Below are 24,342 nucleotides of genomic sequence, written 5' to 3'. Positions count from 1 at the left end.
CGTGACGGTCACCGACGAACCCTCGGTGCAGTTGTCCCTCGGTGTGCCCGCGGCCCGGACCCTGGCCACCACCACCAAAACCCGCCCGCAGATGCGGGGCATCACCCCGCGCTGGCTGCTCTCGCAGCTGCCGTGGGTCGACGTTCCCGCCGGCAGCTACCGCGTCAACCGCCGCCTCACCTACACCCTCGGCGACGGCAAACTCTCCTTCTACACCACCGGCACCCGCGTCCACGTCGTCCCCGCCGAACTCACCGAACTCGCCCTCCTGCGCGGCTTCGGCGACGACACCGCACTCGGGGCACTGGCGGAGGCGTTCGAGCACCGCGAATACGAACCCGGCGCGACCCTGCTCACCGAAGGCACCCCGCTCGACACCCTCATCCTCATCGCGCACGGGAAAGTCACCCGCCACCGCACCGGCCCCTACGGCGACGACACCGCCCTCACCACCGCCACCGACGGCGACCACCTCGGCGCCGACCTGCTCACCCGCGACGACGCCACCTGGGGCTTCACCGCCCGCGCCGCCACCCGCGTCACCGCCCTCGTCCTGCCCGCCGCGACCTACGCCCGCCTCAACGGCCGCCTGCAATCGCTGCGCACCCACGTGGCCGAAGCGGCTTCACGGCCCCGGAAACCGCAGAACACCAAGGGCGAAGCCAGCATCGACCTGTCCGCCGGGCACGACGGGGAACCCCGCCTGGCCGGCACCTACGTCGACTACGACCCCGCACCCCGCGAATACGAACTCGCCGTCGCCCAAACCGTGCTGCACGTCCACACCCGCGTCACCGACCTCTACAACCAGCCCCACAACCAGCTCGAACAGCAGCTGCGGCTGACCGTGGAAGCGTTGCGGGAACGGCAGGAACACGACCTGATCACCAACACCGACTTCGGGCTGCTGCACAACGCCGGGCTCAAGCACCGGATCACCACCCGCAGCGGGCCACCCACACCGCTGGACATGGACGACCTGCTGTGCCGGCGCCGGAAGACGAAGTTCTTCCTCGCCCACCCCCGCGCGATCGCCGCGTTCGGGCGGGCCTGCACCGCCCACCGGGTCTACCCGGATACCGTTGTCCTGGAGGGGAAACGGGTTCAGACCTGGCGCGGCGTGCCGATCCTGCCGTGCGACAAGATTCCGGTGACCGACACCGGGACGACGTCGATCCTGGCGATGCGCACCGGGGAGGACGACGCGGGGGTGATCGGCTTGCGTCCCAAACAACTCCCGGACGAGTACGAGCCGGGCATCAACGTGCGGCTGATGGGGACCGGGGACCGCGCGGTCACCTCCTACCTCGTCAGCGCCTACCACTCCGCGGCCGTGCTGGTCCCGGACGCGCTGGGCATTCTCGACGACGTCGAGGTCGCGCGCTGAAACTTTCGAAATCCGCACCATTCCGAAAGTTTCGAAATCCTTGACGACGGAAACGAATGGGTTCTACCGTTTTCCCCATTCGTTTCCCCGGAAGGGAGAACCCCGGTGCGCGGTGCGCGGATCCGTCCTGCCCTCGTCCTGCTGGCGGCGACGGCGCTCGCCGTCGGCGGGATGGTCACGTTCGCCTCCGGGACCGCCGCGGCGGTCGAAGACGAAGGTGCCGGCTGCCCGGTCTCGCTGCCGGGCTCGTTCCCGTCGTCGGCGAAACTCCCCGATCCCTTCAAGAGGATCGACGGCACGCGCATCACCGCGAAGTCGGACTGGCGCTGCCGGCGCGCGGAAATCAAGAAGCTGGCGGAACGGTCGATCTACGGCGAGAAACCCGCGAAGCCGGCGAGCGTCACCGGCACCGTTTCCGCCACGAGCATCACCGTGAACGTCAGCGAAAACGGGCGCAGCGCCGCTTTTTCCGCCGGGGTCGAACTGCCCGGCGGCACGGGACCGTTCCCCGCCGTCGTCGTGGTCGGCGGATTCGGCGCGGACACCGCCACCATCAAAGCCGCCGGGGCCGCGGTCATCACCTACGACCCCCTCGCGGTCGGCAAGGAAGGCACCCCGCGGAACAACAAACAGGGCGCGTTCTACAGCGTTTACGGCTCGTCGAGCAGCACCGGGCTGCTGGCCGCCTGGGCGTGGGGCGTGAGCCGGATCATCGACGTCGTCGAACAATCCGGCGGCGGGATCCTCAAACCGGACGCGCTGGGCGTCACCGGGTGCTCGCGGTACGGGAAGGGCGCTTTCGCGGTCGGCGTGCTCGACCAGCGCGTCGCGCTGACCATGCCGATCGAGTCGGGGACCGCCGGTGTCCCGATCCTGCGCGGGATCCCCGGCGAGAGCGGGTCGCAGCCGCTGGGCAACGCCTACGGGGAACAGCCGTGGTTCGGGGACGCCTTCAGCGCGTACACCGGCAATCCGGCCGCGCTGCCGGTCGACACGCACGAACTGGTCGCCATGGTCGCGCCGCGCGGGCTGTTCATCATGGAGAACCCGCACATCGACTGGCTGGGCGCGCGGTCCGGCAGCGTCGCGGCGCTGGCCGGCGCGGAGGTCTACAAAGCACTCGGCGCGGGCGGCAACATCAGCTACTGGTCCGACGTCCAGGACGGCACGCACTGCGCGTCCCGGCCCGAGTGGCGCACCCCGCTGCAGGAGAACATCCAGAAGTTCCTGCTCAAGACCGGCAGCGCCGCCGGGACGTTCCGGGTCTCGGCCCAGAAGTCCGGGAACCTCGCCGACTGGCGCGACTGGACGACGCCGTCGCTCACCGACGGCCCGGGCACCACCACCCCGACCACGCCCACGACCCCCACGACACCGACCACCCCGACGACACCGGTGGGTGGTGCCTGCACCGCCGCGGTGTCGGTGAACCAGTGGACGGGCGGGTTCGTCACGACGGTCCGCGTCACGGCGGGCGCCACCCCGATCACCGGCTGGACGGTCACCGCGAACCTGCCCGCCGGCGCCGCGATCACCTCCGCGTGGAACGCCGGGCGCAGCGGGGACACCGGCGCGGTCCGGTTCACGAACGTCACGTTCAACGGCGCGCTCGCGCCGGGCCAGTCGACGGAGTTCGGCTACCAGGGCACCGGGACCGGCACCGGCACCACGGCGAGTTGCGCCTGACGCAAACACTGCTTGCCGAAGTTGCGTGGCACGAGCGCCCCCACGGCTCCTAACTTCGATCTCGACCACAGAGATTCCGAAGAAGGAGCACCAGAATGCACGTGTTCGTCACCGGCGCGACCGGCTGGATCGGTTCGGCCGTCGTCGACGAGCTGCTCGGCGCCGGGCACGAGGTCACCGGCCTCGCCCGCTCGGACGCCGCCGCGCTCGCCCTCGCCAAGTCGGGCGCGCGGGTCCGCCGCGGCGACCTCGACGACCTGGCCGGGCTCCGCGACGGCGCCCTCGACGCCCAGGCCGTCGTCCACCTCGCCAACAAGCACGACTGGGGCAACCCGGCGGAGAGCAACCGGGCCGAGCGGGCCGCGGTCGAGACGCTCGCCGAAGCGCTCGTGGGCACCGACCGGCCGTTCGCCCTCGCGGCCGGGCTCTCCGGCCTGGTGAAAGGCCGTCCCGCGACGGAGGCCGACGTCTCCCCCGAGGTCGGCCCGGATTCGCACCGCGGCGGGGCCGAGAACCTCGCCCTCGAGTACGCGGAGAAGGGCGTCCGGGTGCTGAGCGTCCGCTTCGCGCCGTCGGTGCACGGCCCCGGCGACCACGGGTTCCTGGCCGCCATCACGGCGGCGGCGCGCGAGCACGGCGTGTCGGCCTACCCCGGCGACGGCAGCACGGCGTGGTCCGCGGTCGCCCGCCCGGACGCGGCCCGGCTCGTCCGCCTCGGCCTCGAAGGCGCCCCGGCCGGGACCAAGCTCCACGCGGTCGCGGAAGAAGCCGTGACCGCGCGGGAAATCGCGGAAGCGGTCGGGCGCACGCTCGACGTCCCGGCGGTCTCGCTGGCGCCCGAGGACGTCGCCGGGCACTTCGGGTTCGTCGGCCGGTTCTTCGCGCTGGACATGACGGCGTCGAGCGCCCGCACGCGCGAGCTGCTCGGCTGGGCGCCGTCCGGACCGGGCCTGGTCGAGGACATCGAAGCCGGCGCGTACGCCTGAAAGGGGAAGTCATGTCCTTCGAAGCCGAAGTCACCGCGTTCATGCTCGTGAAGACGACGCCCGAGTGGCTGGGTCTCTCGGTGGCGCAGCGGGTGCACGCGTTCGAGACCGAGATCCTCCCGGTCGTCAAGGAAAAGGCGCAGGGGGTGCGGTCGCGGTTCTTCGACACCGAGTTCTACTCCGCGCGCGTCACCGACGTCTGGGTCTGGGAGGCCGCCGACCACCAGGCCTACCAGCTGGTGATCGAGGCCCTGCGCGAAACCCCGTTCTGGGACCGGTACTTCGAGATCACCGAGATCCTGGTCGGGGTGGAGAACGGGTACGCGAAGAACTACGGCGTGAGCACCTCCGCCACCGTCGACCTCTAGGAAAGCCGAAAGCGCCGAGGGCGGTGTGCCCTCGGCGCTTTCGCACCTCGGTCAAGCGGCCTCGTCGGCCGCCACCTGATCCGGCGTGATGTCGGCGTCGGCCGGTGCGGCTTCCTCGCCGCCCAGGCGGACGTCGCGGAACAGGACCAGCGCGAGCGTCGCGAGCAGCGCGATGAGGATCGCGCAGACCAGCGCCGCGACGGCGAACCCGCTCGTGAACGCCTCGCGGACGGACGCGAGCAGGGTGCTGCCGACCTGCCCGGACAGCCCCTGGGCGGCGGCCGTGCCCTCGGCGATGCCGCCGTGGGCGGCGGTCGCGACGTCCGCGGGCACCCCGGCCGGGACCTCGATCTGCCCGCGGTAGGCGGCCGTCGCGATGCTGCCGAACAGCGCGATCCCGAGCGCGATGCCGAGCTCGTTGCTGGTCTGCGAGATCGCGCCCGCCGCGCCCGCCTTCTCCGGCGGCGCGGAGCCGATCACCAGGTTGATGCCGAGCACCACCATCGGGGAAAGCCCGCCGGTCGCGAGGACCGTGCCGACCACCGTGACCGGCAGCCCGTTCGTCACCGGAACCTGGGTGAGCAGCAGGAAACCGGCGGCGGAGACGGCCATCCCGACGGCGATCACGAACGCCGGGCGGAACCGCTGCGCCAGCGGCGGCGCCACCATGTACCCGACCATCATCGCGACGGTGTACGGGATCAGCCAGAGGCCGGAGTTCAGCGGCGACAGGCCGAGCACCAGCTGCAGGTACTGGTTGAACAGCAGCAGGATGCCGCTGATCGTGGACCCGCCGAGCAGGAGGATGCCGAGCGCGCCGCTGAAGGCGGGGCGGCCGAGCAGCCGGATGTCCAGCAGCGGGTCGGCGAGCCGGCGCTGGCGGCGGACGAACGCCGTGCCGAAGAGCAGTCCCACCACGAGGACCACGGTCGGCACGAGCACCGACTCGCCGCGGGCCAGTTCCTTCAGGCCGTAGATGACCGGCAGGACCGCGGCCAGCGACAGCGCGGCGCTGATCAGGTCCAGCCGGCCGCCCGCCTGCCCGCGTTCGGATTCCGGCAGCAGGATCGGCGCGGCGATCAGCAGCAGCACCATCACCGGCAGGCCGAGCAGGAACACCGAGCCCCACCAGAACGCCGACAGCATCACGCCGCCGACGAGCGGGCCGATCGCCAGCCCGACCATGAAGCAGCTCGTCCAGATGCTGAGCGCCATGCCGCGCTGCTTCGCGTCGCGGAACATGTTGCTGATCAGGGCCATTTCGGTGGGGACCAAAGTGGACCCGGCGATCCCCAGCGCCGCCCGCGCGAGGATCAGCATCGTCGCGCTGGTCGAGAACGCGGCCACGGCCGAGGCGGCGCTGAACAGCGTCGCGCCGATCATCAGCAGTTTCCGGTGCCCGATGCGGTCGCCGAGGTTCCCCATGGTGACGAGGAGACCGGCGATGGTGAACCCGTAGATGTCGATGATCCACAGCATTTGCGAACTGCTGGGATGCAAATCCGCGGTCACGTGCGGAATCGCCAGGAGCAACACGCTCATGTCCAGCGCCAGCAGCAGGGTCGGGAGGGTGAGGACGGCCAGGCCGACCCACTCCCGCCTGCCCGCCCGCTCACCGGAGTGGGTCGAGCTGTTCGTTGTCATGAGAAGCCCTTCATGCGTCCGGCATATACCGTCAACCCTCGACCGGATCGGCGGTGCGGGCATCCTTGAAAATGCGAAGTTGGGGCTTCTTTGCGGCGCCGTGGCGGTTTCGACACTATGTTCGCAATTCAGTGCGCCGATGTCGAATCGGCGGGCAGCCGATTTTCGGGCAGCCGCCGGTAGTGCGCTACGCATTCCGCGTACCGCGGCAGCAGCCCCTCTGCCACCGCCTCGGCCAGGCGGGGTGCCGCGCGGTCCTTGGGTGACAGCAGCGGTTCGACGTCCGCCGGCCACGGCAGGCCCAGGTCCGGGTCGAGCGGGTCGAGGCCGTGCTCGCGGCCCGCGTCGTACTCGGTCGTGCACAGGTAGGACAGCACCGTGTCGTCCTCGAGGGCCATGATCGCGTGGCCGAGGCCCTCCGGCACGTACACCGCGCGGAATTCGAGCGGGTCGAGGCGCACCGCGTCCACCACGCCGAAGGTCGGGGAGCCGACGCGGATGTCGGCCACCACGTCCAGCAGCGCCCCTCGCGAGCAGTAGACGTACTTCGCCTGGCCGGGCGGCACGTCGGCGTAGTGCAGCCCCCGGATCGTGCCGCGCCGGGACCGGCTGTGGTTCAGCTGCGCCACCTTCAGCGGGTGACCGACCGCCTTGACGAAGCCCGCTTCCTGGAACGGGCACACGAACAGGCCCCGCTCGTCCGGGAACACCCGCGGACCGAACTCGAACGCGCCGGGTACCGCCAGCTCCCTGGCCTCGACGATCTCTCCCAATGTGCCCACCCTCTTCCGGACCGGCGATGAACGCGAAGACCTGAGGCAGGATTATCGCGCACAAAACGGTCAGATCGCCATCAACAGGACCAAGAAGGCCTTACGTGCGCAATTACGCGAAACACGGCGGGCCTGCCGGACGCACGCGGCCGGCTGGGGAAGGAGTGCAGATGACAGGGTCACCGCCGCGGTTCAGCACGCCGCTGCACGTCGGCCGTCCGAACATCGGCGACCGGAGCCGGTTCCTCGACCGGCTCGGCGGCGCGCTGGACCGGCACTGGCTGGCCAACAACGGCCCGCTGGTGCGGGAATTCGAAGCGCGGGTCGCCGAACTGGCCGCGACCCGGCACTGCGTCCCGGTGGGGAACGCGACGGTGGGCATCCAGATCGCGGCGAAAGCGGCCGGGGTCGCACCGGGCGACGAGGTCGTCGTGCCCTCCTTCACCTCGCCCGCGACCGCCCACGCACTGCACTGGATCGGCGCCACGCCCGTGTTCTGCGACGTCGACGACACTGCCAACGCCGACCCCGGCCACGTCGCCCGCCTCATCGGGCCGCGGACGCGGGCGATCGTCGGCGTGCACGTGTTCGGGCGCCCGTGCCGGATCGACCGGCTGACCGCGCTCGCCGAACAGCACGGCCTGCCGCTCATCCTGGACGCCGCCCAGGCCGTCGGGTGCACCTACCGCGGCAGGCCGATCGGCGGCTTCGGCGTCGCCGAGGTGTTCAGCTTCCACGCGACCAAGTACCTGAACAGCTTCGAAGGCGGGGCCATCGTCACCGACGACGACGAACTCGCCGAACGCGCCCGCGCCATGCGCAACCTGGGGATGAACGACGAGCGGGACCAGGTGGTGTGCGGCATCAACGGGCGGATGACCGAGGCGTCCGCGGCGATGGGGCTGACTTCGCTCGAAGCGATGGCCACGATCATCTCCGCGAACCGGCGCAACCACCGGCTGTACCGGTCGGGCCTGGCCGGCCTCGACGGCGTGCGCCTGCACGAGATGGCACCCGGCGAACGCGCGAACCACCAGTACGTCGTCATCGAAGTCGACGGAGCGGTCGCCGGCGCCGATCGCGACACCGTGCTCGGGGCCCTGGCCCGGCACAACGTGCTGGCCCGGCGCTACTTCCACCCCGGCTGCCACCAGATCCCGCCCTACCGCGACAACCCGCGGCTGCACACGCCGCTGCCGTTGCCGCGCACGGAAGCGTTGTGCGAACGGGTGCTTTCGCTGCCGACCGGGACGGCCGTCGGACCCGCCGAGATCGCGGGGATCTGCGGGATCATCCGGGAAGCGTGCACCGGCGGGCAGGTCCGCGCGGCCTGACCGGACGGCCGGGCCTCGGCGAGGTCCGGCCGTCCGACCGGCGGGACTCAGGAATCCTTGCGCACGGCGATGAACAAGCCCGGCGCGTTGTGCGGGCGCTCGCCGAGCCGCCACGGGATGTCGGCGAACTCGACCGCGCAGCCGGCGTCTTCGAACGCGCTCACGTACTCGTCGCGGGTGAACAGCTTCATCAGGAAGATGTCCGTCCACTCCCGGATGCCGTCCGGCCGGGCGACGACGAACTTGATCTCCACGCGGGCGCTGCCGCCCTGGCGGGTGGAGTGCGTGACGCGCGAGACGATCCGCCGTTCCTCCTCCACCAGGTGGCCGCCGACGTAGCCGTCGAGGAACTGGTCGGGGAACCAGCCGGGCTCGACCACCAGCACGCCACCCGGTTCCAGGTGCTCGACCAGCCGCGCGACGGCGAGCCGCATGTCGGCGAGGGTCTCGACGCACGCGATCGCGTTGCCGAGGCAGACGACGGCGTCGAAGGTGCGGCCGAGGTCGAAGGTGCGCATGTCGCCGGGGTGCACGGAGACGTCGGGCAGCCGGCGCCGCGCGACCGAGCGCATGGCTTCGGCGAGCTCGACGCCTTCGGTGTGGTCGAACGCCTTGCCGAAGCGGCCCAGGTGGGCCCCGGTGCCGCAGGCGACGTCCAGCAGGCTCTCCGCCCCGGGCCGCCGCGACCGGATGATCCGGGTGATGTCGTCGGCTTCGTTCTCGTAGTTCTTGCCGCGGCTGGTGAAGACCAGGTCGTAGAGCTCGGCGTGGTCGTCGCCCCAGGCGCCGTGGATCTCGGCCCAGCTGCGGTCGGCGTCGCCGGTCATGACGTCCCCTCCCCGAAGCGCCAGCGGGCGGACCCGTAGGGCTCCGAAGTGCCCAGGCCGAACACGGTCTCGACGGTGACCTCGTAGAGCTCGTACGGCGGCGGTCCCGCGGTCGGCGCGCCGAAGGGCGCGGTGTAGGCGCCGTCCTCGACGGTGAGCGGCCAGCCGTACTTGTCGATGTACACCTCGGCGATCCGCTGGAGCTCGGCCTCGGCGGTCACCTTCGCGGCCGTGCCCTCGACGACGATGTCCAGGTCGTCGCTGGTGGCGGTGATGACGCAGTGCGGGTTCTCCACGAGGTTCTTCGCCTTGCGCGCGGCGGGGTTCGACGTGAAGTACATCGAGCCGTCGACCCAGACCCCGAACAGCGGCATGACGTGCGGCCGGCCGTCCGGGCGCACCGTCGCGAGCCAGTACGTGGAGTTCCCGTGGACGAGGCCCTTTTCCACCAGCTCCCAGCTCGGCGCGGGGGCGTCGTACCCGCTGATCACCTTGCCTTCTGGTGCTTCCGCAGTCATCCGGCAATCCTCCTCACAGCCCGGTTCGAGGCAAGAGTCGCATTTGTCCAGCTTTCGCCAGCGATCATGACCGATCGGCGCGCGGTTTTCTTCTCCGAAGGTGCTCAGTGCCCGCAGCCGGCCCGGGATCCGGGCGGCGTCGCACCCGGGAAGAAGACCGTTGGATGGGACGTAGCGACCATTGGGAACAAATAGGATGTAAGGAGTCGTCATGCGCGTCGCGTTCGCCTTGTGGCCGAACCCGGTCCACCTGTACCCGATGGTCCCGCTCGCCTGGGCGCTGCGCGCCGCCGGGCACGAGGTCTACGTGGTGTCGCACCCGGCGCTCGCCACCGTGACCACCAACTCCGGCCTGCCGTTCGTCCCCGTGTGCGACGAGGCCGCGATGCCGGTGCCGATGGGTCCGGGCAACGCCTACACCGAGGAACGGGCCAAGGTCGAGCTGATCACCGAAGCGCTGGACCTGCCCGACGCGGCCCGCGAGCGGTGGAACATCTTCAGCCAGTTCCTGCTGCCTGCCATGTGGGACTTCAACCCCTACCAGGGCGACGCGGCGGACCTGCCCGCCATGGACGGGCTCGTGGAGTTCTTCCGGGGCTGGCGGCCCGACCTGGTCATCTGGGACCCGTGCTTCGCCGGCGCCGGCGTGGCCGCGCGGGCGGTCGGAGCCCGGCACGCCCGGTACACCGGGCCGGACTTCGTCGGCTGGTGCCTGGACACCTTCGAGGAGATCACCGGGCGGCCGGGCGCGCCGGCCGTCGACAACCCGCTGGCCGAGACCCTCCGGCCGATGGCGGAGAAGTACGGCGTCCCGGTCGACCGGGAGACGATGCTCGGGCAGTGGACGCTGAACCCGATGCCGGCGGCCATCAACTGGCCGGTCGACACGACGATGGTCCCGGTGCGGTGGATCCCGCACGCCAACGCCGAGATCATCCCGGACTGGCTCTACCCGCTGCCGGAACGGCCCCGGGTCGCGCTGTCGCTCGGGCTGTCGATGCGCAACTACATGACCACCGGCTGGGAGTACGTCGAGGTCCTGCTCGAGGCGCTGGGCGGCCTGGACATCGAGGTCGTCGCGACGCTCAACCAGAAGCAGCTGAGCGCGGTCTCCCGCGTCCCGGACAACGTGCGGGTGGTCGACTACGTCCCGCTCGACCAGCTGGTGCCGACCTGCTCCGCGCTGATCCACCACGGCGGTTTCGGGACCACGATCGCCGCCGCGAACTCGCGCGTGCCGCAGCTCGTCGTGGACTTCCTCGAAGAGGACGTCACCGCGGTCGCCCTCGACGGCGGCATCGCGGCCACCCGGTACGTCGTCGCGCCCACCACCGTCGGGTTCGTCTCCGGCCCGGGTGCCGGCGACGTGATCGACCTGAGCCGGCCTTCGGTCGAGGCGATCCGCGCCCAGGTGATGCGGGTCCTCACCGACGAGTCCTTCCGGGACGGCGCGGACCGCCTCTACGGCGATCTGCTGACCGCCCCCAGCCCCACCGACGTCGTCGCCCAGCTGGAGAAGCTCGCGCAGCCGTCGCGCTTCTCGAGCCGGGCCACCGATCGAGCCGCCTAGGCGCGAACCCGAGGAGGTGCCGGGATGAGCAACGGGAGCGTGGCGCGCGCCGTGGTCCTCGGCGGAAGCATCGCGGGGCTGTTCGCGGCCCGCGTCCTGGCCGAGGTCTACGACGAGGTGCTCGTGGTGGACCGCGACCGGTTCACCGGCCCCGGGGTGCGCCAGAGCGTGCCACAGGGCCGGCACGCCCACGGCCTGCTGGCCCGCGGGCAGCAGGCCGTGGAGGAACTGTTCCCCGGGCTCACCGACGAGCTGCGCGGGGCCGGTGTGCCGGTCGGCGACGTCTCGGCGCGCATGCGCTGGTACGTCGGCGGGGACCGGCTGCGGCCGGGCCCGACCGGCCTGCTCGTCATCGGCGCCGCGCGGCCGGTGCTGGAGCACCACGTGCGGGCCCGCGTCCGCGCGCTGCCCGCCGTCCGGTTCCTCGAAGGCCACGACATCACCGGCCTGGCCGCGACGGCCGACGGGCGCCGGGTGACCGGGGTCCACCTGCAGGAGCGCGCCGGGGGCGGCACCCCGCGGCGCCTCGAAGCCGGCCTCGTCGTCGACGCCACCGGCCGCGGTTCGCGGGCTCCCCGGTGGCTGCGCGCACTGGGCTGCCCGGAGGTGCCCGAAGAGCGCGTCAAGGTCGACCTCGCGTACACGAGCCGCCGCTACCGGCTGCGCGCGAACCCGTTCACCGACGAGCAGTCGATCAACGTGATCGCCACCCCCGGCCACCCGCGCGGCGCGTTCTTCCACACCCTCGGCGGCGACGAGTGCCTGCTCTCGCTCACCGGCCTGCTGGGCGACCACCCGCCGACGGACCCGGACGCGTTCCTGGCGTACGCGAAATCCCTGCCCGTGCCGGACGTCCACGACGCCGTCGCGGACGCGGAGCCGCTGACCGAGCCGGTGTCCTTCCGCTTCCCGGCGAGCACCCGGCGCCACTACGAGCTCCTGTCCCGGGTCCCGGACGGCTTCGTCGTCGTCGGCGACGCGCTCTGCGTGTTCAACCCCGTGTACGGCCAGGGCATGACAGCGGCGGTGTTGCAGGCCCGGACGCTGCGGCGGCACCTCGGCCGCGCGCTCCGGCCGGCCGAGTTCTTCGCCGACGCGGCCCGCGTGGTCGACGCCCCGTGGGAGATCGCCGCGGGCGGCGACCTCGCGTTCCCGGGCGTGACCGGCCGCCGCAGCGTGAAGACGCACATCGGCAACGCCTACGTCGCCCGCGTCCAGTCCGCGGCGACGCGCGACGCCGAGGTCACCAACGCCTTCATGCGCGTCGCCGGCCTGATCGACCCGCCGCAGGCGCTGCTGCGCCCCCGGCTGGCGGTGCGCGTCCTGCGCGGTGCCCGCCGGACCGGCCGCGACGACGGCCGGCTCGCCGCTTAGGGGTCAGTTCAGAATGAGTTTGCGGAGGCAGATGATCGAGCAGGCGAGGCTGAGGATGGCTTGATGCACGTCGGCTCGTCGTTCGGTGCGGATGCGCAGACGGCGGAAATTCTTCAGCCAGGCGAAGGTGCGTTCGACCGGCCAGCGGATGGTGCCCAGCCCTGAGCCGTGCTCGGTGCCGCGGCGGGCGATGAGCGGGGTGATGCCGCGGGCGCGGACCAGGCGGCGGTACTTGTCGTGGTCGTAGCCGCGGTCGGCCTAAAGCCGGCGAGGGCGGCGCCGTGGCTTGCCGACCAGGCCGCGGATCGGCGGGATGGCATCGAGCAGCGGAATCAGCTGAGTGACGTCATTGCGGTGCCCGCCGGTCAGGGTGACCGCGAGCGGGGTGCCGTGGGCGTCGGTGATCAGGTGGTGCTTCGAGCCAAGCTTGCGCCGGTCTACCGGGCCGGGGCCGGTGTGGTCCCCCCTTTGAGGGCACGCAGGTGGGTCGAGTCGACCAACGCAGCCGACAGGTCCAGCAGCCCGGCGGCACGCAGCTCGGCGAGCAGGCGTTCGTGCAGCTGCCGCCAGACGCCGGCCTCGTGCCATTCGGTCAGCCGCCGCCAGCAGGTCGCCCCGGAGGCGCCGAACAACGCTGTCGGCAGCCGGTTCCAGCCGATACCGGTACGGATCACGTACAGGATGCCTTCCAGCGCAGCCCGGTCATCGGCACGTTTGCGGCCCGGGTAGCGGAAACGCCGTGGATGTACCGGAAGCAGCGGCTCCAGCCGCTCCCACAGCTGGTCGGTCAGAACCTCCTCACGCATACCAACATTCTGGAAAGCCCCGCAGACCAGGCAAAGATGACACGCCGACTCATTCTGAACTGCCCCCTTAGAGCACGAAGCCCGCCGGGAACGGGTCCGCCGGGTCCAGCAGGTAGGTGGCGGTGCCGGTGATCCACGCCCGGCCGGAGAACTCCGGGATCACCGCCGGCACCCCGCCCACCTCGGTCTCCCCCACCAGTTCGCCGGTGAACGTCGTGCCGATGAACGAGCTGTTCTCGAACGGCGTGCGCAGCGGCAGCTCGCCGCGCGCGTGCAGCTGCGCCATCCGGGCGGACGTGCCGGTGCCGCACGGCGAGCGGTCGAACCAGCCCGGGTGGATGGCCATCGCGTTGCGCGACGCCCGCGCGTCCGAGCCCGGCGCGAGGAACTGGACGTGTTTGCAGCCGCCGATCAGCGGGTCCTCGGGGTGCTTCGGCGGCCGCTGCTCGTTGATCGCGCCCATGATCGCCAGGCCGGCGCCCAGGATCCGGTCCTTCTCGGCCCGGTCGAACGGGATGTCCACTTGGGACAGTTCGAGGATGGCGTAGAAGTTCCCGCCGTAGGCGAGGTCGTAGCGGACGTCGCCGAGGCCCGGCACGGAAACCACGGCGTCGCGCTCGGCGAGGAACGAAGCGACGTTGCGCAGCTTGACCCGTTCGGCGCGCCCGTCGCGGACGGAGACCTCGGCGTGCACGAGCCCGGCCGGGGTGTCCAGCCGCACCACGGTCACCGGCTCGGTCACCTCGACCATGCCGGTCTCCACCAGCACCGTAGCGACGCCGATCGTGCCGTGGCCGCACATCGGCAGGCAGCCTGACACCTCGATGTACACCACACCCCAGTCGGCGTCGTCGCGGCAGGGCGGCTGCAGGATCGCGCCGCTCATCGCGGAGTGGCCCCGCGGTTCGTGCATCAGGAACTGCCGGATGTGGTCCAGGTTCGCCATGAAGTACCGGCGGCGCTCGGCCATCGTGGCGCCGGGGATCGGGGCGACACCGCCGGTCACCACCCGCGTCGGCATGCCTTCGGTGTGCGAATCGACCGCCGTGATCGCCAGCGAAGACCGCATCTACGCCACCCCCAGCGCGGCGAGCGCGCGGCCCATGTCGGCGCGGACCTGCTCGCGGTGGACGTCCGAGAGCGGCCCCCGGGGTGGCCGGCACGGCCCGCCCCGGCGCCCCACCAGGTCCATCCCGAGCTTGATGGCCTGCACGAACTCGGTGCGCGAGTCCCAGCGGAACGCGGCCACCAGCGGCTCGTACAGCGCCCTCGCTTCGTCGAGCTTGCCCGCCGTGGCGAGTTCGAACAGGCGGGCCGACTCGGCCGGGAAGACGTTCGGGAACCCGGCGAACCAGCCGGTGGCCCCCATCAGCAGGCTCTCCAGGACGACGTCGTCGGCGCCGCCGATGACGGCGAGCCCGGGTGCCCGTTCCCGGATCTCGAGCACGCGCCGGACGTCACCGGAGAACTCCTTGACGGCCACGACGTTGTCGATCTGCGCGACCTCGGCCAGCAGGTCCGGCGTGAGGTCGACCTTGGTGTCGAAGGGGTTGTTGTAGACCATCACCGGCAGCCCCACCGACGCGACGGCTTCGAAGTGGGCGAGCACTTCGCCGCGGTTGGCGCGGTAGAGCGTCGGCGGCAGGCACAGCACCCCGTGCGCGCCGTCCTCGGCCGCGGCTTCGGCCCAGTACCGGGCCTGGTGCGCGCCGGGGCCGTGCACGCCGACGACGACGATCCCGGCGTCGCCGACGGCCTCGATCGCGGTGCGCGCCACCCGGCGGCGTTCTTCGTCGGTGAGGGAGGAGTACTCGCCGAGCGACCCGTTCGGGCCGACCCCGCGGCAGCCGTTGGCCACCAGCCACCGGCAGTGCTCGGCGTAGGCGTCGTAGTCGACGGCCAGCCCGGCGGGCGCGCGGTCGTCCTCCCGGTACGGCAGGGCGGCGGCGACGACCACGCCCCCGAGGTCGCGAGTGCTCATGCCTCGTTCTCCTTCGCGTCGGCGAGTTCGCCCAGGCGGATCGGCTGGGCGATCGGACGGTGGTGGCGCTCGGCGGTCCCGCACAGCGCGCTGACGGCGGCGCCGCACATCCGGCCCTGGCAGGGGCCGAGGCCGGCGCGGGTGCCGAGCTTGAGCGCGTGCGGGCCGGGGGCGGCGGGGTCGCGGGCCGCGCGCGCCAGTTCGCCGGCGGTCGTTTCCTCGCAGCGGCAGACGATCGTGTCCTCGCGCAGCCAGCCCGGCCAGGCCGCGCCGATCGGGTGGGCGGCGGCCAGGCGGGCGGCGAACGCCCGCAGGCGGTCCCGCTCGCGCAGCAGCGCGCGGTCCGGCACGCCCCCGGCCGCGGCGCACCCGGCGACCGCGCCTTCGGCCGCCGCGGCGTCCGCGCCCCCGATGCCGGTCAGCTCCCCCGCGGCGAACACCCCGGGAACGCTGGTGCCCTGGTCCGCCCCGACGCGGACGAACCCGCCGTCGAGGTCGCACCCGGCCGCGACGGCCAGTTCCGGCTGCGGCGCGAACCCGTGCCCGACGCAGACCGCGTCGACCTCGTGGGTCCGTTCGGTGCCGGGCACGACCGACCAGTCCGGGCGCACGCGGGCGGTGACCGCCTCCCGCACGCGGTCGTCCCCGCGGGCTTCGACGACCGCCCGGCCCAGGTGGTACGGCACCCGGTGCCGGGCCAGCGCGAGCGCGTACCGGGCGAGCTCCCCCGCCTTGCGCGCGTCCCGCCACGACCATCCTTTCCGGACGGTCGAGGCCGGGTTCGCTTCCAGGACGGCGAGAACTCCGGCCCCGGCGGCCAGGAGCGACTCGGCGACCGGCAGCAGGAACGGCCCGGCCCCGGCCACGAGCACCCGGTTGCCGACGGCCACCCGATCGCCCTTGGCCAGTGCCTGCGCGGCGCCCGCGGTGAAGACGCCGGGCAGCTGCCAGCCGGGGAACGGCAGCGTGCGGTCGTGCGCGCCGGTGGCGAGGACCAGCGCGTCGGGCTCGAGGACGTGCCGCCGCCGCCCGGCGCCGTCGGCCGGGCCGCGCAGGACGTGCACCCGGTTGCCGTCCACCGCCCACACCGTGCTTTCCGGCCACCACGAGCACCGGCTCAGCACCGCTTCGAAGCCGTGCGGGGCCCCCGGCGGCTTCCGGTGGTACTGCCCGCCCGGCGCGTCGGACTGGTCCAGGAGCGTGACGTCGGCCCCGGCCCGCGCGGCGTGTCCGGCGGCGGCGAGTCCCGCGGGCCCGGCGCCGACCACGACCACCCGCGTCACGCGTCCTCCCGGGACTGGGTCCGGATTTCGTCGCCGTCGGCGGCGCGGCGGCGGCAGGCCCGGACGTCGGGCACGCCGTTCACGGTGAGCAGGCAGTCGAAGCAGGCGCCGATCCCGCAGAACACGCCGCGCGGCGCGCCCGAGCGCGTGGTGCGCCACGACTTCCGCCCGGCCGCCAGCAGCACGCCGGCCACGGTCTGGCCGTCGAGACCGGCCACCGGTTCGCCGTCGACGGTGATTTCGATGGTCACGCCACCACCGCCGGACGGTCCACAGTGAACTCTTCGACCGGCATCGACGGCTCGCTCCCGGTCACCAGTTCTCGCAACAGCAGCGCGGTGCCGACGCTGAGGCCGATGCCCGCGCCTTCGTGTCCCGTCGCGTGCCACAGGTTGCCCAGCCTCGGATCTTCGCCCAGCACCGGGAGGTGATCGGCCACATAGGGCCGGAAGCCGCCGTAGGCCCGCATCACCGCCGCGTCGGCGAGCGCGGGGAACAGCCGGACGGCTTTGGCCGCGATGGCGCCCAGCACGTCCGGGCGGATCGCGTCGTCGAAGCCCACCCGGCGGCGCGACGAGCCGATCAGCACGGTGCCGCCCCGTGTCGACTCGACGACCGCGGACGTCTGCAGCTCGCCGCTGCCGGTGCCGACCGCACCGACGTAGTCGGCGTCGTAGACCTTGTGCCGCACCACGCCGGGCATCGGCGTGGTCACCAGCACCTCCCCGCGGCGCGGCCGGACGGCGATCGGGGCACCGAGCCGCGCCGAGACTTCGCCCGCCCACGGGCCGGCCGCGTTCACGACGACGTCCGCGTCGAGGACTTCGCCGGGTACGCGGACCCCGGTGAGCCGGCCGCCTTCGACGCGGGCGCCGGTCACTTCGGTGTCCGCGCGCAGCCGGGCGCCGTGGGCGAGCGCCGAGCCCAGCAGGGCCAGCGCCGCGCCGGCCGGCTGCACCTGCGCGTCGTCGGTGTAGCGGACGGCGGAGGTCACCTGGCGGGTCAGCGCGGGTTCGGCCGCGGCGACGTCGGCCGCGGACAGCCGCTCGGTGCGCACCCCGGCGGCGGCCTGCGCTTCGGCGAACGCGGTGAGCGCGCCGGCGCCGGCCTCGGTGGTGGCGACGACGATGCCGCCCTTGGGGTCGTACTCCACGGCGGCCGCGGCCCGCGGGTCCTCCCCGGCGATCTCCCCGACCAGCCGCGGCCACAACCGGTTCGACAGCTGGGCGAGCACGAGTTCGGCGCCCGGGCCCTTGTCCGAGACGAGGAGGTTGCCTTCACCGTGGGAGGTGGTGCCGCCCGCGGGCCGGCCGCGGTCGACGACGAGGACGTCGAACCCGGCCAGGCGGAGTTCCCTGGCGCACGCCGCGCCGATGATCCCGGCGCCGATCACCACCACCCGCGTTCGGTTCATCGACCCTCCAGCGTTCGGTATAGCGAACGATCGGAGCGTAGATCCGCCGCCGGAGAGGTGTCAATCCCGCAGCACGGGGTGCGGGCGGCCGTCGAGCCGCTCGTCCGCGCGGTACTGCAGCAGCAGCACCGAATGCACCGGGGCCGCCAGCGCGGTGTAGCTGTGCGGCTCGCGGGCGTCGAACGCCACGTAGTCGCCCGGCCCGAGGTCGACGACCCGGCCACCCACCTCGACCCGCAGCTCGCCGGTCTGCACGACGGTGTGCTCCACGCCGACGTGCCCCTGCGAGCGCTGCGGCGCGTCGCCCCGCACGACCTGGTCGTAGACCTCGAAGACGCTGCTTTCCGCCTCGATCCGGCGCAGTGGCCGCAGGTCGACGCCCTCGCCGCGGAGCACCTCGACGTCGGCCGCCCGCACGACGGTCAGCCCGCCGCGCGGCCGGTGGTCGAGCAGGTCGGAGATCGCCACTTCGAGGGCGCGGGACAGGCTGAAGACCGTTTCGATGGTCGGGTTGCCAGTGCCGGCTTCGAGCTGCGAGAGAGTCGCCTTGCCGATCCCCGAGCGCCGGGACAGCTCGGACAGCGACAGCTCGCGCGCCGCCCGCGCCGCGCGCAGGTTCACCGCCAGCATGTCCCGGATCGACGGGCCGCCGTCCTCCGCCACGTTCTTCCCGCCGTTCGGTAAAGCGTACATTTGCCCAGCCCTCCGTTCGGCTTGCCGATCGGGCCAGCGTCATGATGCCACGCCGCCACCGGCGTCGCCGGGACCCGCGCCCCGCTCGGCACCGGTCAGGTCGGCCTCGGTCAGCCTGACCCCGGCCGCGCGCCGGACCACGCTCAGCAGGTCCGAAGTGGACGGGTCGATCCCCAGCTCGGCCGGCGTGGTGGTCTCGATGGATTCCGTGCGGACGCCGGGCAGCTCGCGCTCCCAGGCCGCAGCGATGTCCGCGGCGGCTCCCGGCGGTTACGTTGGAGCCAAACGCAGCAGGAGTGAGGAGCTGACGTGAGTCGCATCGTGCTGGTCACCGGCGGGAGCAGCGGGCTCGGCAAGGCGCGGCCCGGCGGGACGATCGTCAACGTCGGCTCGATCGGCGCCGAATACGCGTTCTTCCGCGGGAAGCTGAGCGACGAGCGGCGGAAAGCGCTGATCGGCGCCACGCACGACGGCCGCGCGGGGCACCCGGGCGACATCGCGGACACGACGTACTTCCCCGCTTCGGCGGGGGCGCGGCACAGCACCGGGCAGACGCTGCACGTCAACGGCGGCGCCCACACGACCCGATGAAGCTCCTCGCGATGGCCGGCCTGGCCACTCCCATGGCGATCCGGGTGGCGGCGACGCTCAGCCTGGCGGAACGCGCGGGCGACGAGGGCGCGACCGCGGACCAGCTCGCCGCCGCAACCGGCGCCTCCGCACCGGCCCTGCGGCGGCTGCTCGACCACCTGGTGGCGGTCGGCGTCTTCGAAGTGGCGTCCGGGCGGTACCGGCCCACCGAACTCGGCGCCCAGCTGCGGGAAGACGCGCCGGAGGGGATCAAGCCGCTGCTCGACATCGGCGCCGCCGGCGGGCGGGCCGAACTCGCCTTCGCGGACCTGCTCGGGACGATCACCACCGGCGAGCCCGCTTACGTGCACCGCTACGGCCGGGAGTTCTGGGCGGACATCGACGCCGAGCCGGCCCTGCGGCGCTCGTTCGACGCCCAGATGCGCTGGCGCTTCCGGGTGCAGGCCCCGCAGATCGCCGAGCGCTTCGACTGGGGCCGCTTCCCCCGCATCCTCGACGTCGGCGGCGGGGAGGGCACGGTGCTCGAAGCGATCCTGCGGGCCCACCCCGGGGTCCGCGGCGAGGTGCTGGACCTGGCGCCGTCGGCCACCGCCGCGGCGGACCGGTTCGCGGCCGCCGGGCTCTCGGACCGCGCCGGCGCGGTGCCGGGCAGCTTCTTCGACCCGCTGCCCACCGGCGCGGACGCCTACCTGCTGTCGGACATCCTGCACGACTGGGACGACGCCGCGGCCCGCCGCATCCTGGCGAACTGCCGCCGGGCGGCCGGCCCGGACGCCACCGTGGTGGTCATCGAGCCGGTGCGCGACCAGGGCGCGGACACGGCGATCGACCTGTTCATGCTGATGTGCTTCGGCGGCCGCGAACGGACCGTCGGGGAACTCACGGCGCTGGCCGCCGAAAGCGGTCTCGCGCCGCGCGGCGCGAGCGTGGTGGCGGACGGCCGGACCGCGCTGGAATTCGCACCGTCCGAAGGGGACGCTCGCTGAACGTCCCCTTCGGACGGACCGCTACCGGTCGTAGGTCAGGCAGTTCGCCGTGTGCCCGCCGTCGCCCGGCCCGACACGGACGCTGGGCGCGGTGCACTCCAGGGCCGAGTTGTGCCGGCAGTCCGCGCGGGAGCACGCGCCGACCTGCGCGACGACGCGGTCCAGCCCGCCCTTCGTGTTCAGCGGGACGAACGTGCCGCAGTCGGCGGACCCGTTGTCACCACCGACGGTGATGGCGAACGCGTGGCAGCCGTCGTGGTTGTAGGAACAGCCGCTGACGGTGCATTCGTGCACGGCGGGCATTTCGGTGGTGGTCATGCGAGCTCCTGGTTCCGTGGTGGGAAGGCAGTCGGTCCCCCGACGCTCCCACCCGCAACCGGGCCTCGCAATTCGCGGGGCCCGGCACTACCCGGTCGGGGAACCCCGCCCGGCGCGGGACTCCACCGGCTCGTCGGCCGTCCGGAGGGGAACGCCACGCCGGTCGCGGACGAAGAACGTCGCCAGCAGCCCCAGCAGCGTCATCCCCGCGAGGTACGCGCACACCGAGTAGACGGTCCCCGTGCTCGACTGCAGGGCTTCGGCGATCGTCGGCGCGAACGCACCCCCCAGGACGGCACCGAGCGCGTAGGAGATCGCCGCGCCGCTGTAGCGGACCCGCGTCGGGTACATCTCCGCGTACAGCGCGGCCTGCGGGCCGTAGGTGAGCCCGAGGCCGGCGGAGAACGGCACCAGCCACCGCAGCTGGACGGCGAACCCGGCGCGGTACACCGTGATCCGCCCGACGCGGTCGGCGAGGTGCCCGCCCACCAGCGTGCTCACCAGCCAGGCGACCGCCGACACCATCACCGCGGCCAGCACCGTGGACCGGTCCAGGTGCAGCGTCTTGACCGCGTAGGACGGGACGTACCCGCCGGTGGTCATGCAGCCGACCGCGTTGTTCGCGGCGAACAGCACCGCACCGAGCAGGACCAGCACGCCGTGGTGCCGGAACAGCGGCACCAGCGGCAGGCTCGACCGGCTGCGCGTGCGGCGCACCTCCTCGAACACGGGGCTTGCCGCGACGCGGCCGCGGATCAGCAGCCCCCCGACGATGAGCACGAAGCTGAGCAGGAACGGGATCCGCCACCCCCAGGCGAGGAACTGCGCCGGCGTCGTCACGGCCGCGGCCGGCGCGAGGGCGCCGTTGGCGAGCAGCAGCCCGATCGGGACACCGATCTGCGGGAACGCGCCGTAGAGCCCCCGCCGGTCGGCCGGCGCGTGCTCGACGGCGAGCAGCGCCGCACCACCCCACTCCCCGCCCGCCGAAAGCCCTCGCACGATCCGCGGCACGACCAGCAGGACGGGCGCCGCGGTCCCGATCGAGCCGGCTCCGGGGACCAGCCCGATCAAGACGGTCGAGACGCCCATCAGCAGCAGCGTGGCGATCAGCAGCGCCCGCCGCCCGAAGCGGTCGCCGAGGTGCCCGGCGACCACGGCGCCGATGGGGCGGAAGAAGAAGCTGATCCCGACCGTCGCGAAGGACAGCAGCAGCGCGTCCTTGCCCAGCGCCGAGAAGTACTGGGTGGCGAAGACGAGCCCGGCCGAGATGGCGTAGATGAAGAAGTCGTACCACTCGATGGTGGTCCCGGCCATCGCGGCGAGAACCACGCGCCGGTGCTCACGATCGATGCTGCCGAACAGTCGCATGACGGCTCCTTTGGTGTCCGCGGACCGTGATGCCAGATCGTATATAATTTCCGATATGATCCGCAAGGGTCGCTGACCTGCGAAAACCCGGCCTGCGAGAAGCGGGCCGGGTCCTGGAGCGGCAGGGCGGACGTCATGAAAGGGTCGTTCACCACGTCGGACGTGGTGAACGACCCGTTCATGACGTTGGGACGCCGAGCCTGAACCGCCCGACGACGGGCGACCAGAGGCCCGGCAAAGTCGCGCCGGCTCAGCCCGCAGCGTTTCGCCGAGGTCTAGCCGATCATCGGCGACGGAGCGGCCCGGCCGTGCGGCCTTGCGGAACCCGGGCGCGACCGGAGCGGCGGACCAGTGCTCAGTCGGTCAGGATCGCCGGGTCGCTCGTGCTCGGGCGGCCCGTCTCGACGTGGCCCGCCAGGCGGCGCAGGAACTTCGGGTCCCCGTCCGACGTCACCGAAACGTCGTACCAGTTGTTGCTCCGCCGGAGCCCCACCGGCTCGACGACCTTCGCGCCCGGGCGGACCAAGCGCGTCACCGAGTGGTGGCCGTACGCGTCCTTCACCGTCAGCCGGACCGGTGCGGTGCCGGAGTTGGTCAGGACCAGCGTCAGGGCACCGTCGCCGCAGCGGACCGCGACCTCCGGGCCTGCCGCGCCGCCGCGGAACCGGCGGACGAAACCGCTCGGTCCGTACGCGGTGTAGTCGTACGCGCCCGGCGCCGGCAGCGTGGCGGTGAGCGACCGGCCCGCGCCCGCGGTGTACGTCCGCGGTTCCCCCGACGGCGTGACGACGTAGAACGCCGCTCCCGCGCGGCCGTGGCTGGTGAACGTCACCGCCAGGCCGCCGCCGGTCAGCCGGGCGTCGGCCGCCAGGTCGTAGGGCAGCGCCCGCGCCGGGCGCAGGCCGCGTTCCTGCTTCGGCAGCACGTTCTTCGCCGGGACGGCGGGGACGTAGTCCGGGTGCCGGTCGCGGTCCGGCGGCTCGTAGCCGGCGGTGTCCGGCAGGGCGGGCACCCGCGCGTCGGTGCGGGAGAAGTCGAACGCCGACGTCAGGTCGCCACACACCGACCGCCGCCAGGCCGAGATGTTCGGCTCGTGCACGCCGAAGCGCTGCTCGATGAACCGGATGATCGACGTGTGGTCGAACGTCTCCGAACAGACGTAACCACCCTTGCTCCACGGCGACACCACGAGCATCGGGACGCGCTGGCCGAGGCCGTACGGGCCGGCCGGGTTCGAGGCCGACCCCGCGAAGATCTCGCCGGCGGTGTCCACAGTGGACTGTCCGGCGGTCGCGTACGGCGGGACGACGTGGTCGAAGAAGCCGTCGTTCTCGTCGTAGGTGATGAGCAGCGCGGTCTTGCTCCACACCTCCGGGTTCGCCGTCAGCGCGTCGAGCACCTGCGCGATGTACCAGGCGCCGTAGTTCACCGGCCAGTTCGGGTGCTCGCAGAACGCCTCCGGCGCGGTGATCCACGAAACCTGCGGCAGCTTCCCGGCCTTGACGTCGGCGCGCAGCCGGTCGAAGTAGCCCTCGCCCGCCTTCGCGTTCGTGCCGGTGCGCGCCTTTTCGTACAGCGCGTCGCCGGGCTTGGCGTTGCGGAAGGAGTTGAAGTACAGCAACGAGTTGTCGCCGTAGTTGCCGCGGTAGGCGTCGTCGATCCAGCCCCAGCCGCCGGCGGCGTCGAGGCCGTCGCCGATGTCCTGGTAGATCTTCCACGACACCCCGGCCTTCTCCAGCCGCTCGGGGTAGGTCGTCCAGGAGTAGCCCTTTTCGTCGTTGCCGAGGACCGGTCCGCCGCCCTGGCCGTCGTTGCCCGTGTAGCCCGTCCACATGTAGTAGCGGTTCGGGTCGGTCGAGCCCATGAACGAGCAGTGGTAGGCGTCGCAGATCGTGAACGCGTCGGCCAGCGCGTAGTGGAACGGGATGTCTTCCCGCGTCAGGTACGCCATGGTGGTCGACCCCTTGGCCGGCACCCACTTGTCGTACTTGCCGCCGTTCCACGCCGCGTGCGTGTCGTTCCAGCCGTGCGGGAGGTCCTGGATGAACTGCAGGCCGAGGTTGTCCGCTTCGGGGCGGAAGGGCAGGATGTCGCGCTTGCCGTCCGACTGCGCCCAGACGGATTTGCCGTTCGCCAGGGTCGCCGGTCGCGGGTCGCCGTAGCCGCGCACGCCGCGCAGCGTGCCGAAGTAGTGGTCGAACGACCGGTTTTCCTGCATCAGGACCACGATGTGCTCGATGTCCCGGATCGTCCCGCTGTGCCGGTACGCGGGGATCTCCGCCGCGCGGGCGATGCTGGTGGACAGTGCGGAAAGGGCAGCCGTGCCGCCGGCCAGCTGCAGGAAGCGCCGACGATTGACGTCCGTCATGGGGACTCCGGGGGTGTCGTGGTGGAGAGCCGGGTCAGTATGGGTCGCTGATCGAGAACCTGTGCCA

General features: G+C 72.4%; 22 protein-coding genes and 1 pseudogene. 9 read left to right on the top strand and 14 right to left on the bottom strand.

From position 1 onward, the window contains the following. Position 1: 1 nt before the first annotated feature. The 4 genes from AB5J73_RS29990 to AB5J73_RS29975 all read left to right on the top strand — a co-directional run bounded on the left by AB5J73_RS29990 (position 2) and on the right by AB5J73_RS29975 (position 4,427). Positions 2-1,387, top strand: coding sequence for a family 2B encapsulin nanocompartment shell protein (locus AB5J73_RS29990; RefSeq protein WP_370962019.1), 1,386 nt, complete (start codon positions 2-4; stop codon positions 1,385-1,387). Positions 1,388-1,492: 105 nt separating this feature from the next. Next, entirely contained in the window at positions 1,493-3,073 is a 1,581-nt protein-coding gene (locus AB5J73_RS29985; protein ID WP_370962018.1) for a cellulose binding domain-containing protein, read from the top strand. 95 nt (positions 3,074-3,168) lie between these two features. After that, positions 3,169-4,059 carry an SDR family oxidoreductase gene (locus AB5J73_RS29980; protein ID WP_370962017.1) on the top strand — a complete coding sequence of 297 codons (891 nt, stop codon included), beginning with the start codon at positions 3,169-3,171 and terminating at the stop codon, positions 4,057-4,059. A gap of 11 nt (positions 4,060-4,070) precedes the next feature. Continuing rightward, positions 4,071-4,427, top strand: coding sequence for a darcynin family protein (locus tag AB5J73_RS29975; protein ID WP_370962016.1), 357 nt, complete (start codon positions 4,071-4,073; stop codon positions 4,425-4,427). A 51-nt stretch (positions 4,428-4,478) separates the two neighbouring features. Here AB5J73_RS29975 and AB5J73_RS29970 read toward each other — a convergent pair whose 3' ends face one another. Both AB5J73_RS29970 and AB5J73_RS29965 read right to left on the bottom strand, forming a co-directional pair. Continuing rightward, complete coding sequence (locus tag AB5J73_RS29970; RefSeq protein ID WP_370962015.1) at positions 4,479-6,071, bottom strand: MFS transporter; 1,593 nt, start codon at positions 6,069-6,071, stop codon at positions 4,479-4,481. A gap of 128 nt (positions 6,072-6,199) precedes the next feature. Then, a complete protein-coding gene (locus AB5J73_RS29965; RefSeq protein ID WP_370962014.1) occupies positions 6,200-6,844 on the bottom strand; it encodes a dTDP-4-dehydrorhamnose 3,5-epimerase family protein in 645 nt (214 codons plus the stop codon). Between the two features lie 170 nt (positions 6,845-7,014). Between AB5J73_RS29965 and AB5J73_RS29960 the strand changes: the two genes are divergently transcribed. Then, on the top strand, positions 7,015-8,178 hold the full coding sequence (locus tag AB5J73_RS29960; RefSeq protein ID WP_370962013.1) for an aminotransferase class I/II-fold pyridoxal phosphate-dependent enzyme: 1,164 nt from the start codon (positions 7,015-7,017) through the stop codon (positions 8,176-8,178). 47 nt (positions 8,179-8,225) lie between these two features. On the opposite strand, the gene AB5J73_RS29955 is transcribed toward AB5J73_RS29960, so the two are convergent. Both AB5J73_RS29955 and AB5J73_RS29950 read right to left on the bottom strand, forming a co-directional pair. Further along, entirely contained in the window at positions 8,226-9,005 is a 780-nt protein-coding gene (locus AB5J73_RS29955; protein WP_370962012.1) for a trans-aconitate 2-methyltransferase, read from the bottom strand. Continuing rightward, the gene (locus AB5J73_RS29950; protein WP_370962011.1) at positions 9,002-9,523 is read right to left on the bottom strand and encodes a pyridoxamine 5'-phosphate oxidase family protein; all 522 of its coding nucleotides are present in this window, start codon (positions 9,521-9,523) and stop codon (positions 9,002-9,004) included. Before AB5J73_RS29950 ends, AB5J73_RS29955 begins: the two co-directional genes overlap by 4 nt. A 211-nt stretch (positions 9,524-9,734) precedes the next feature. On the opposite strand from AB5J73_RS29950, the gene AB5J73_RS29945 reads away from it, so the two are divergent. Next, positions 9,735-11,093, top strand: coding sequence for a nucleotide disphospho-sugar-binding domain-containing protein (locus tag AB5J73_RS29945; RefSeq protein WP_370962010.1), 1,359 nt, complete (start codon positions 9,735-9,737; stop codon positions 11,091-11,093). Between the two features lie 24 nt (positions 11,094-11,117). Beyond that, complete coding sequence (locus tag AB5J73_RS29940) at positions 11,118-12,467, top strand: NAD(P)/FAD-dependent oxidoreductase (protein ID WP_370962009.1); 1,350 nt, start codon at positions 11,118-11,120, stop codon at positions 12,465-12,467. 3 nt (positions 12,468-12,470) lie between these two features. Here AB5J73_RS29940 and AB5J73_RS29935 read toward each other — a convergent pair. The 7 genes and pseudogenes from AB5J73_RS29935 to AB5J73_RS29905 form a co-directional block, all read right to left on the bottom strand. Continuing rightward, positions 12,471-13,273: pseudogene (locus AB5J73_RS29935) on the bottom strand (IS5 family transposase). Between the two features lie 67 nt (positions 13,274-13,340). After that, entirely contained in the window at positions 13,341-14,342 is a 1,002-nt protein-coding gene (locus tag AB5J73_RS29930; RefSeq protein WP_370962008.1) for a proline racemase family protein, read from the bottom strand. After that, complete coding sequence (locus AB5J73_RS29925; RefSeq protein WP_370962007.1) at positions 14,343-15,254, bottom strand: dihydrodipicolinate synthase family protein; 912 nt, start codon at positions 15,252-15,254, stop codon at positions 14,343-14,345. Continuing rightward, positions 15,251-16,537, bottom strand: coding sequence for an NAD(P)/FAD-dependent oxidoreductase (locus AB5J73_RS29920; protein ID WP_370962006.1), 1,287 nt, complete (start codon positions 16,535-16,537; stop codon positions 15,251-15,253). Before AB5J73_RS29920 ends, AB5J73_RS29925 begins: the two co-directional genes overlap by 4 nt. Continuing rightward, entirely contained in the window at positions 16,534-16,782 is a 249-nt protein-coding gene (locus AB5J73_RS29915; RefSeq protein ID WP_370973381.1) for a (2Fe-2S)-binding protein, read from the bottom strand. Before AB5J73_RS29915 ends, AB5J73_RS29920 begins: the two co-directional genes overlap by 4 nt. Positions 16,783-16,784: 2 nt before the next feature. Then, the gene (locus AB5J73_RS29910) at positions 16,785-17,951 is read right to left on the bottom strand and encodes an NAD(P)/FAD-dependent oxidoreductase (protein ID WP_370962005.1); all 1,167 of its coding nucleotides are present in this window, start codon (positions 17,949-17,951) and stop codon (positions 16,785-16,787) included. Between the two features lie 60 nt (positions 17,952-18,011). Beyond that, positions 18,012-18,644 (bottom strand): helix-turn-helix domain-containing protein, encoded by a 633-nt coding sequence (locus AB5J73_RS29905; protein ID WP_370962004.1) that lies wholly within the window; start codon positions 18,642-18,644, stop codon positions 18,012-18,014. Between the two features lie 309 nt (positions 18,645-18,953). On the opposite strand from AB5J73_RS29905, the gene AB5J73_RS29900 reads away from it, so the two are divergent. Next, positions 18,954-19,235, top strand: coding sequence for a hypothetical protein (locus AB5J73_RS29900; RefSeq protein ID WP_370962003.1), 282 nt, complete (start codon positions 18,954-18,956; stop codon positions 19,233-19,235). Continuing rightward, positions 19,232-20,221, top strand: coding sequence for a methyltransferase (locus AB5J73_RS29895; protein WP_370962002.1), 990 nt, complete (start codon positions 19,232-19,234; stop codon positions 20,219-20,221). The genes AB5J73_RS29900 and AB5J73_RS29895 overlap by 4 nt, the downstream gene beginning before the upstream one ends. A gap of 21 nt (positions 20,222-20,242) precedes the next feature. On the opposite strand, the gene AB5J73_RS29890 is transcribed toward AB5J73_RS29895, so the two are convergent. The 3 genes from AB5J73_RS29890 to AB5J73_RS29880 form a co-directional block, all read right to left on the bottom strand. Further along, the gene (locus AB5J73_RS29890; RefSeq protein WP_370962001.1) at positions 20,243-20,539 is read right to left on the bottom strand and encodes a DUF1540 domain-containing protein; all 297 of its coding nucleotides are present in this window, start codon (positions 20,537-20,539) and stop codon (positions 20,243-20,245) included. 87 nt (positions 20,540-20,626) lie between these two features. Then, positions 20,627-21,907: an MFS transporter gene (locus AB5J73_RS29885; RefSeq protein WP_370962000.1), complete on the bottom strand. Its 1,281-nt coding sequence runs from the start codon at positions 21,905-21,907 to the stop codon at positions 20,627-20,629. A 355-nt stretch (positions 21,908-22,262) separates the two neighbouring features. Beyond that, positions 22,263-24,275 carry a phosphocholine-specific phospholipase C gene (locus tag AB5J73_RS29880; RefSeq protein ID WP_370961999.1) on the bottom strand — a complete coding sequence of 671 codons (2,013 nt, stop codon included), beginning with the start codon at positions 24,273-24,275 and terminating at the stop codon, positions 22,263-22,265. Positions 24,276-24,342: the final 67 nt, after the last annotated feature.

This window comes from Amycolatopsis sp. cg9 (genome assembly GCF_041346945.1).
Taxonomy (GTDB): Bacteria; Actinomycetota; Actinomycetes; order Mycobacteriales; family Pseudonocardiaceae; genus Amycolatopsis.
This window is presented reverse-complemented; position numbering and strand designations above follow the sequence as displayed.

Excerpts from the sequence above, each read along its gene's own strand:
- AB5J73_RS29895 (WP_370962002.1), top strand. The coding sequence starts at position 19,232 with ATGAAGCTCCTCGCGATGGCCGGCCTGGCCACTCCCATGGCGATCCGG.
- AB5J73_RS29955 (WP_370962012.1), bottom strand. The coding sequence starts at position 9,005 with ATGACCGGCGACGCCGACCGCAGCTGGGCCGAGATCCACGGCGCCTGG.
- AB5J73_RS29940 (WP_370962009.1), top strand. The coding sequence starts at position 11,118 with ATGAGCAACGGGAGCGTGGCGCGCGCCGTGGTCCTCGGCGGAAGCATC.
- AB5J73_RS29970 (WP_370962015.1), bottom strand. The coding sequence starts at position 6,071 with ATGACAACGAACAGCTCGACCCACTCCGGTGAGCGGGCGGGCAGGCGG.
- AB5J73_RS29885 (WP_370962000.1), bottom strand. The coding sequence starts at position 21,907 with ATGCGACTGTTCGGCAGCATCGATCGTGAGCACCGGCGCGTGGTTCTC.
- AB5J73_RS29975 (WP_370962016.1), top strand. The coding sequence starts at position 4,071 with ATGTCCTTCGAAGCCGAAGTCACCGCGTTCATGCTCGTGAAGACGACG.
- AB5J73_RS29880 (WP_370961999.1), bottom strand. The coding sequence starts at position 24,275 with ATGACGGACGTCAATCGTCGGCGCTTCCTGCAGCTGGCCGGCGGCACG.
- AB5J73_RS29980 (WP_370962017.1), top strand. The coding sequence starts at position 3,169 with ATGCACGTGTTCGTCACCGGCGCGACCGGCTGGATCGGTTCGGCCGTC.
- AB5J73_RS29890 (WP_370962001.1), bottom strand. The coding sequence starts at position 20,539 with ATGACCACCACCGAAATGCCCGCCGTGCACGAATGCACCGTCAGCGGC.
- AB5J73_RS29945 (WP_370962010.1), top strand. The coding sequence starts at position 9,735 with ATGCGCGTCGCGTTCGCCTTGTGGCCGAACCCGGTCCACCTGTACCCG.
- AB5J73_RS29925 (WP_370962007.1), bottom strand. The coding sequence starts at position 15,254 with ATGAGCACTCGCGACCTCGGGGGCGTGGTCGTCGCCGCCGCCCTGCCG.
- AB5J73_RS29930 (WP_370962008.1), bottom strand. The coding sequence starts at position 14,342 with ATGCGGTCTTCGCTGGCGATCACGGCGGTCGATTCGCACACCGAAGGC.
- AB5J73_RS29960 (WP_370962013.1), top strand. The coding sequence starts at position 7,015 with ATGACAGGGTCACCGCCGCGGTTCAGCACGCCGCTGCACGTCGGCCGT.
- AB5J73_RS29950 (WP_370962011.1), bottom strand. The coding sequence starts at position 9,523 with ATGACTGCGGAAGCACCAGAAGGCAAGGTGATCAGCGGGTACGACGCC.
- AB5J73_RS29905 (WP_370962004.1), bottom strand. The coding sequence starts at position 18,644 with ATGTACGCTTTACCGAACGGCGGGAAGAACGTGGCGGAGGACGGCGGC.
- AB5J73_RS29910 (WP_370962005.1), bottom strand. The coding sequence starts at position 17,951 with ATGAACCGAACGCGGGTGGTGGTGATCGGCGCCGGGATCATCGGCGCG.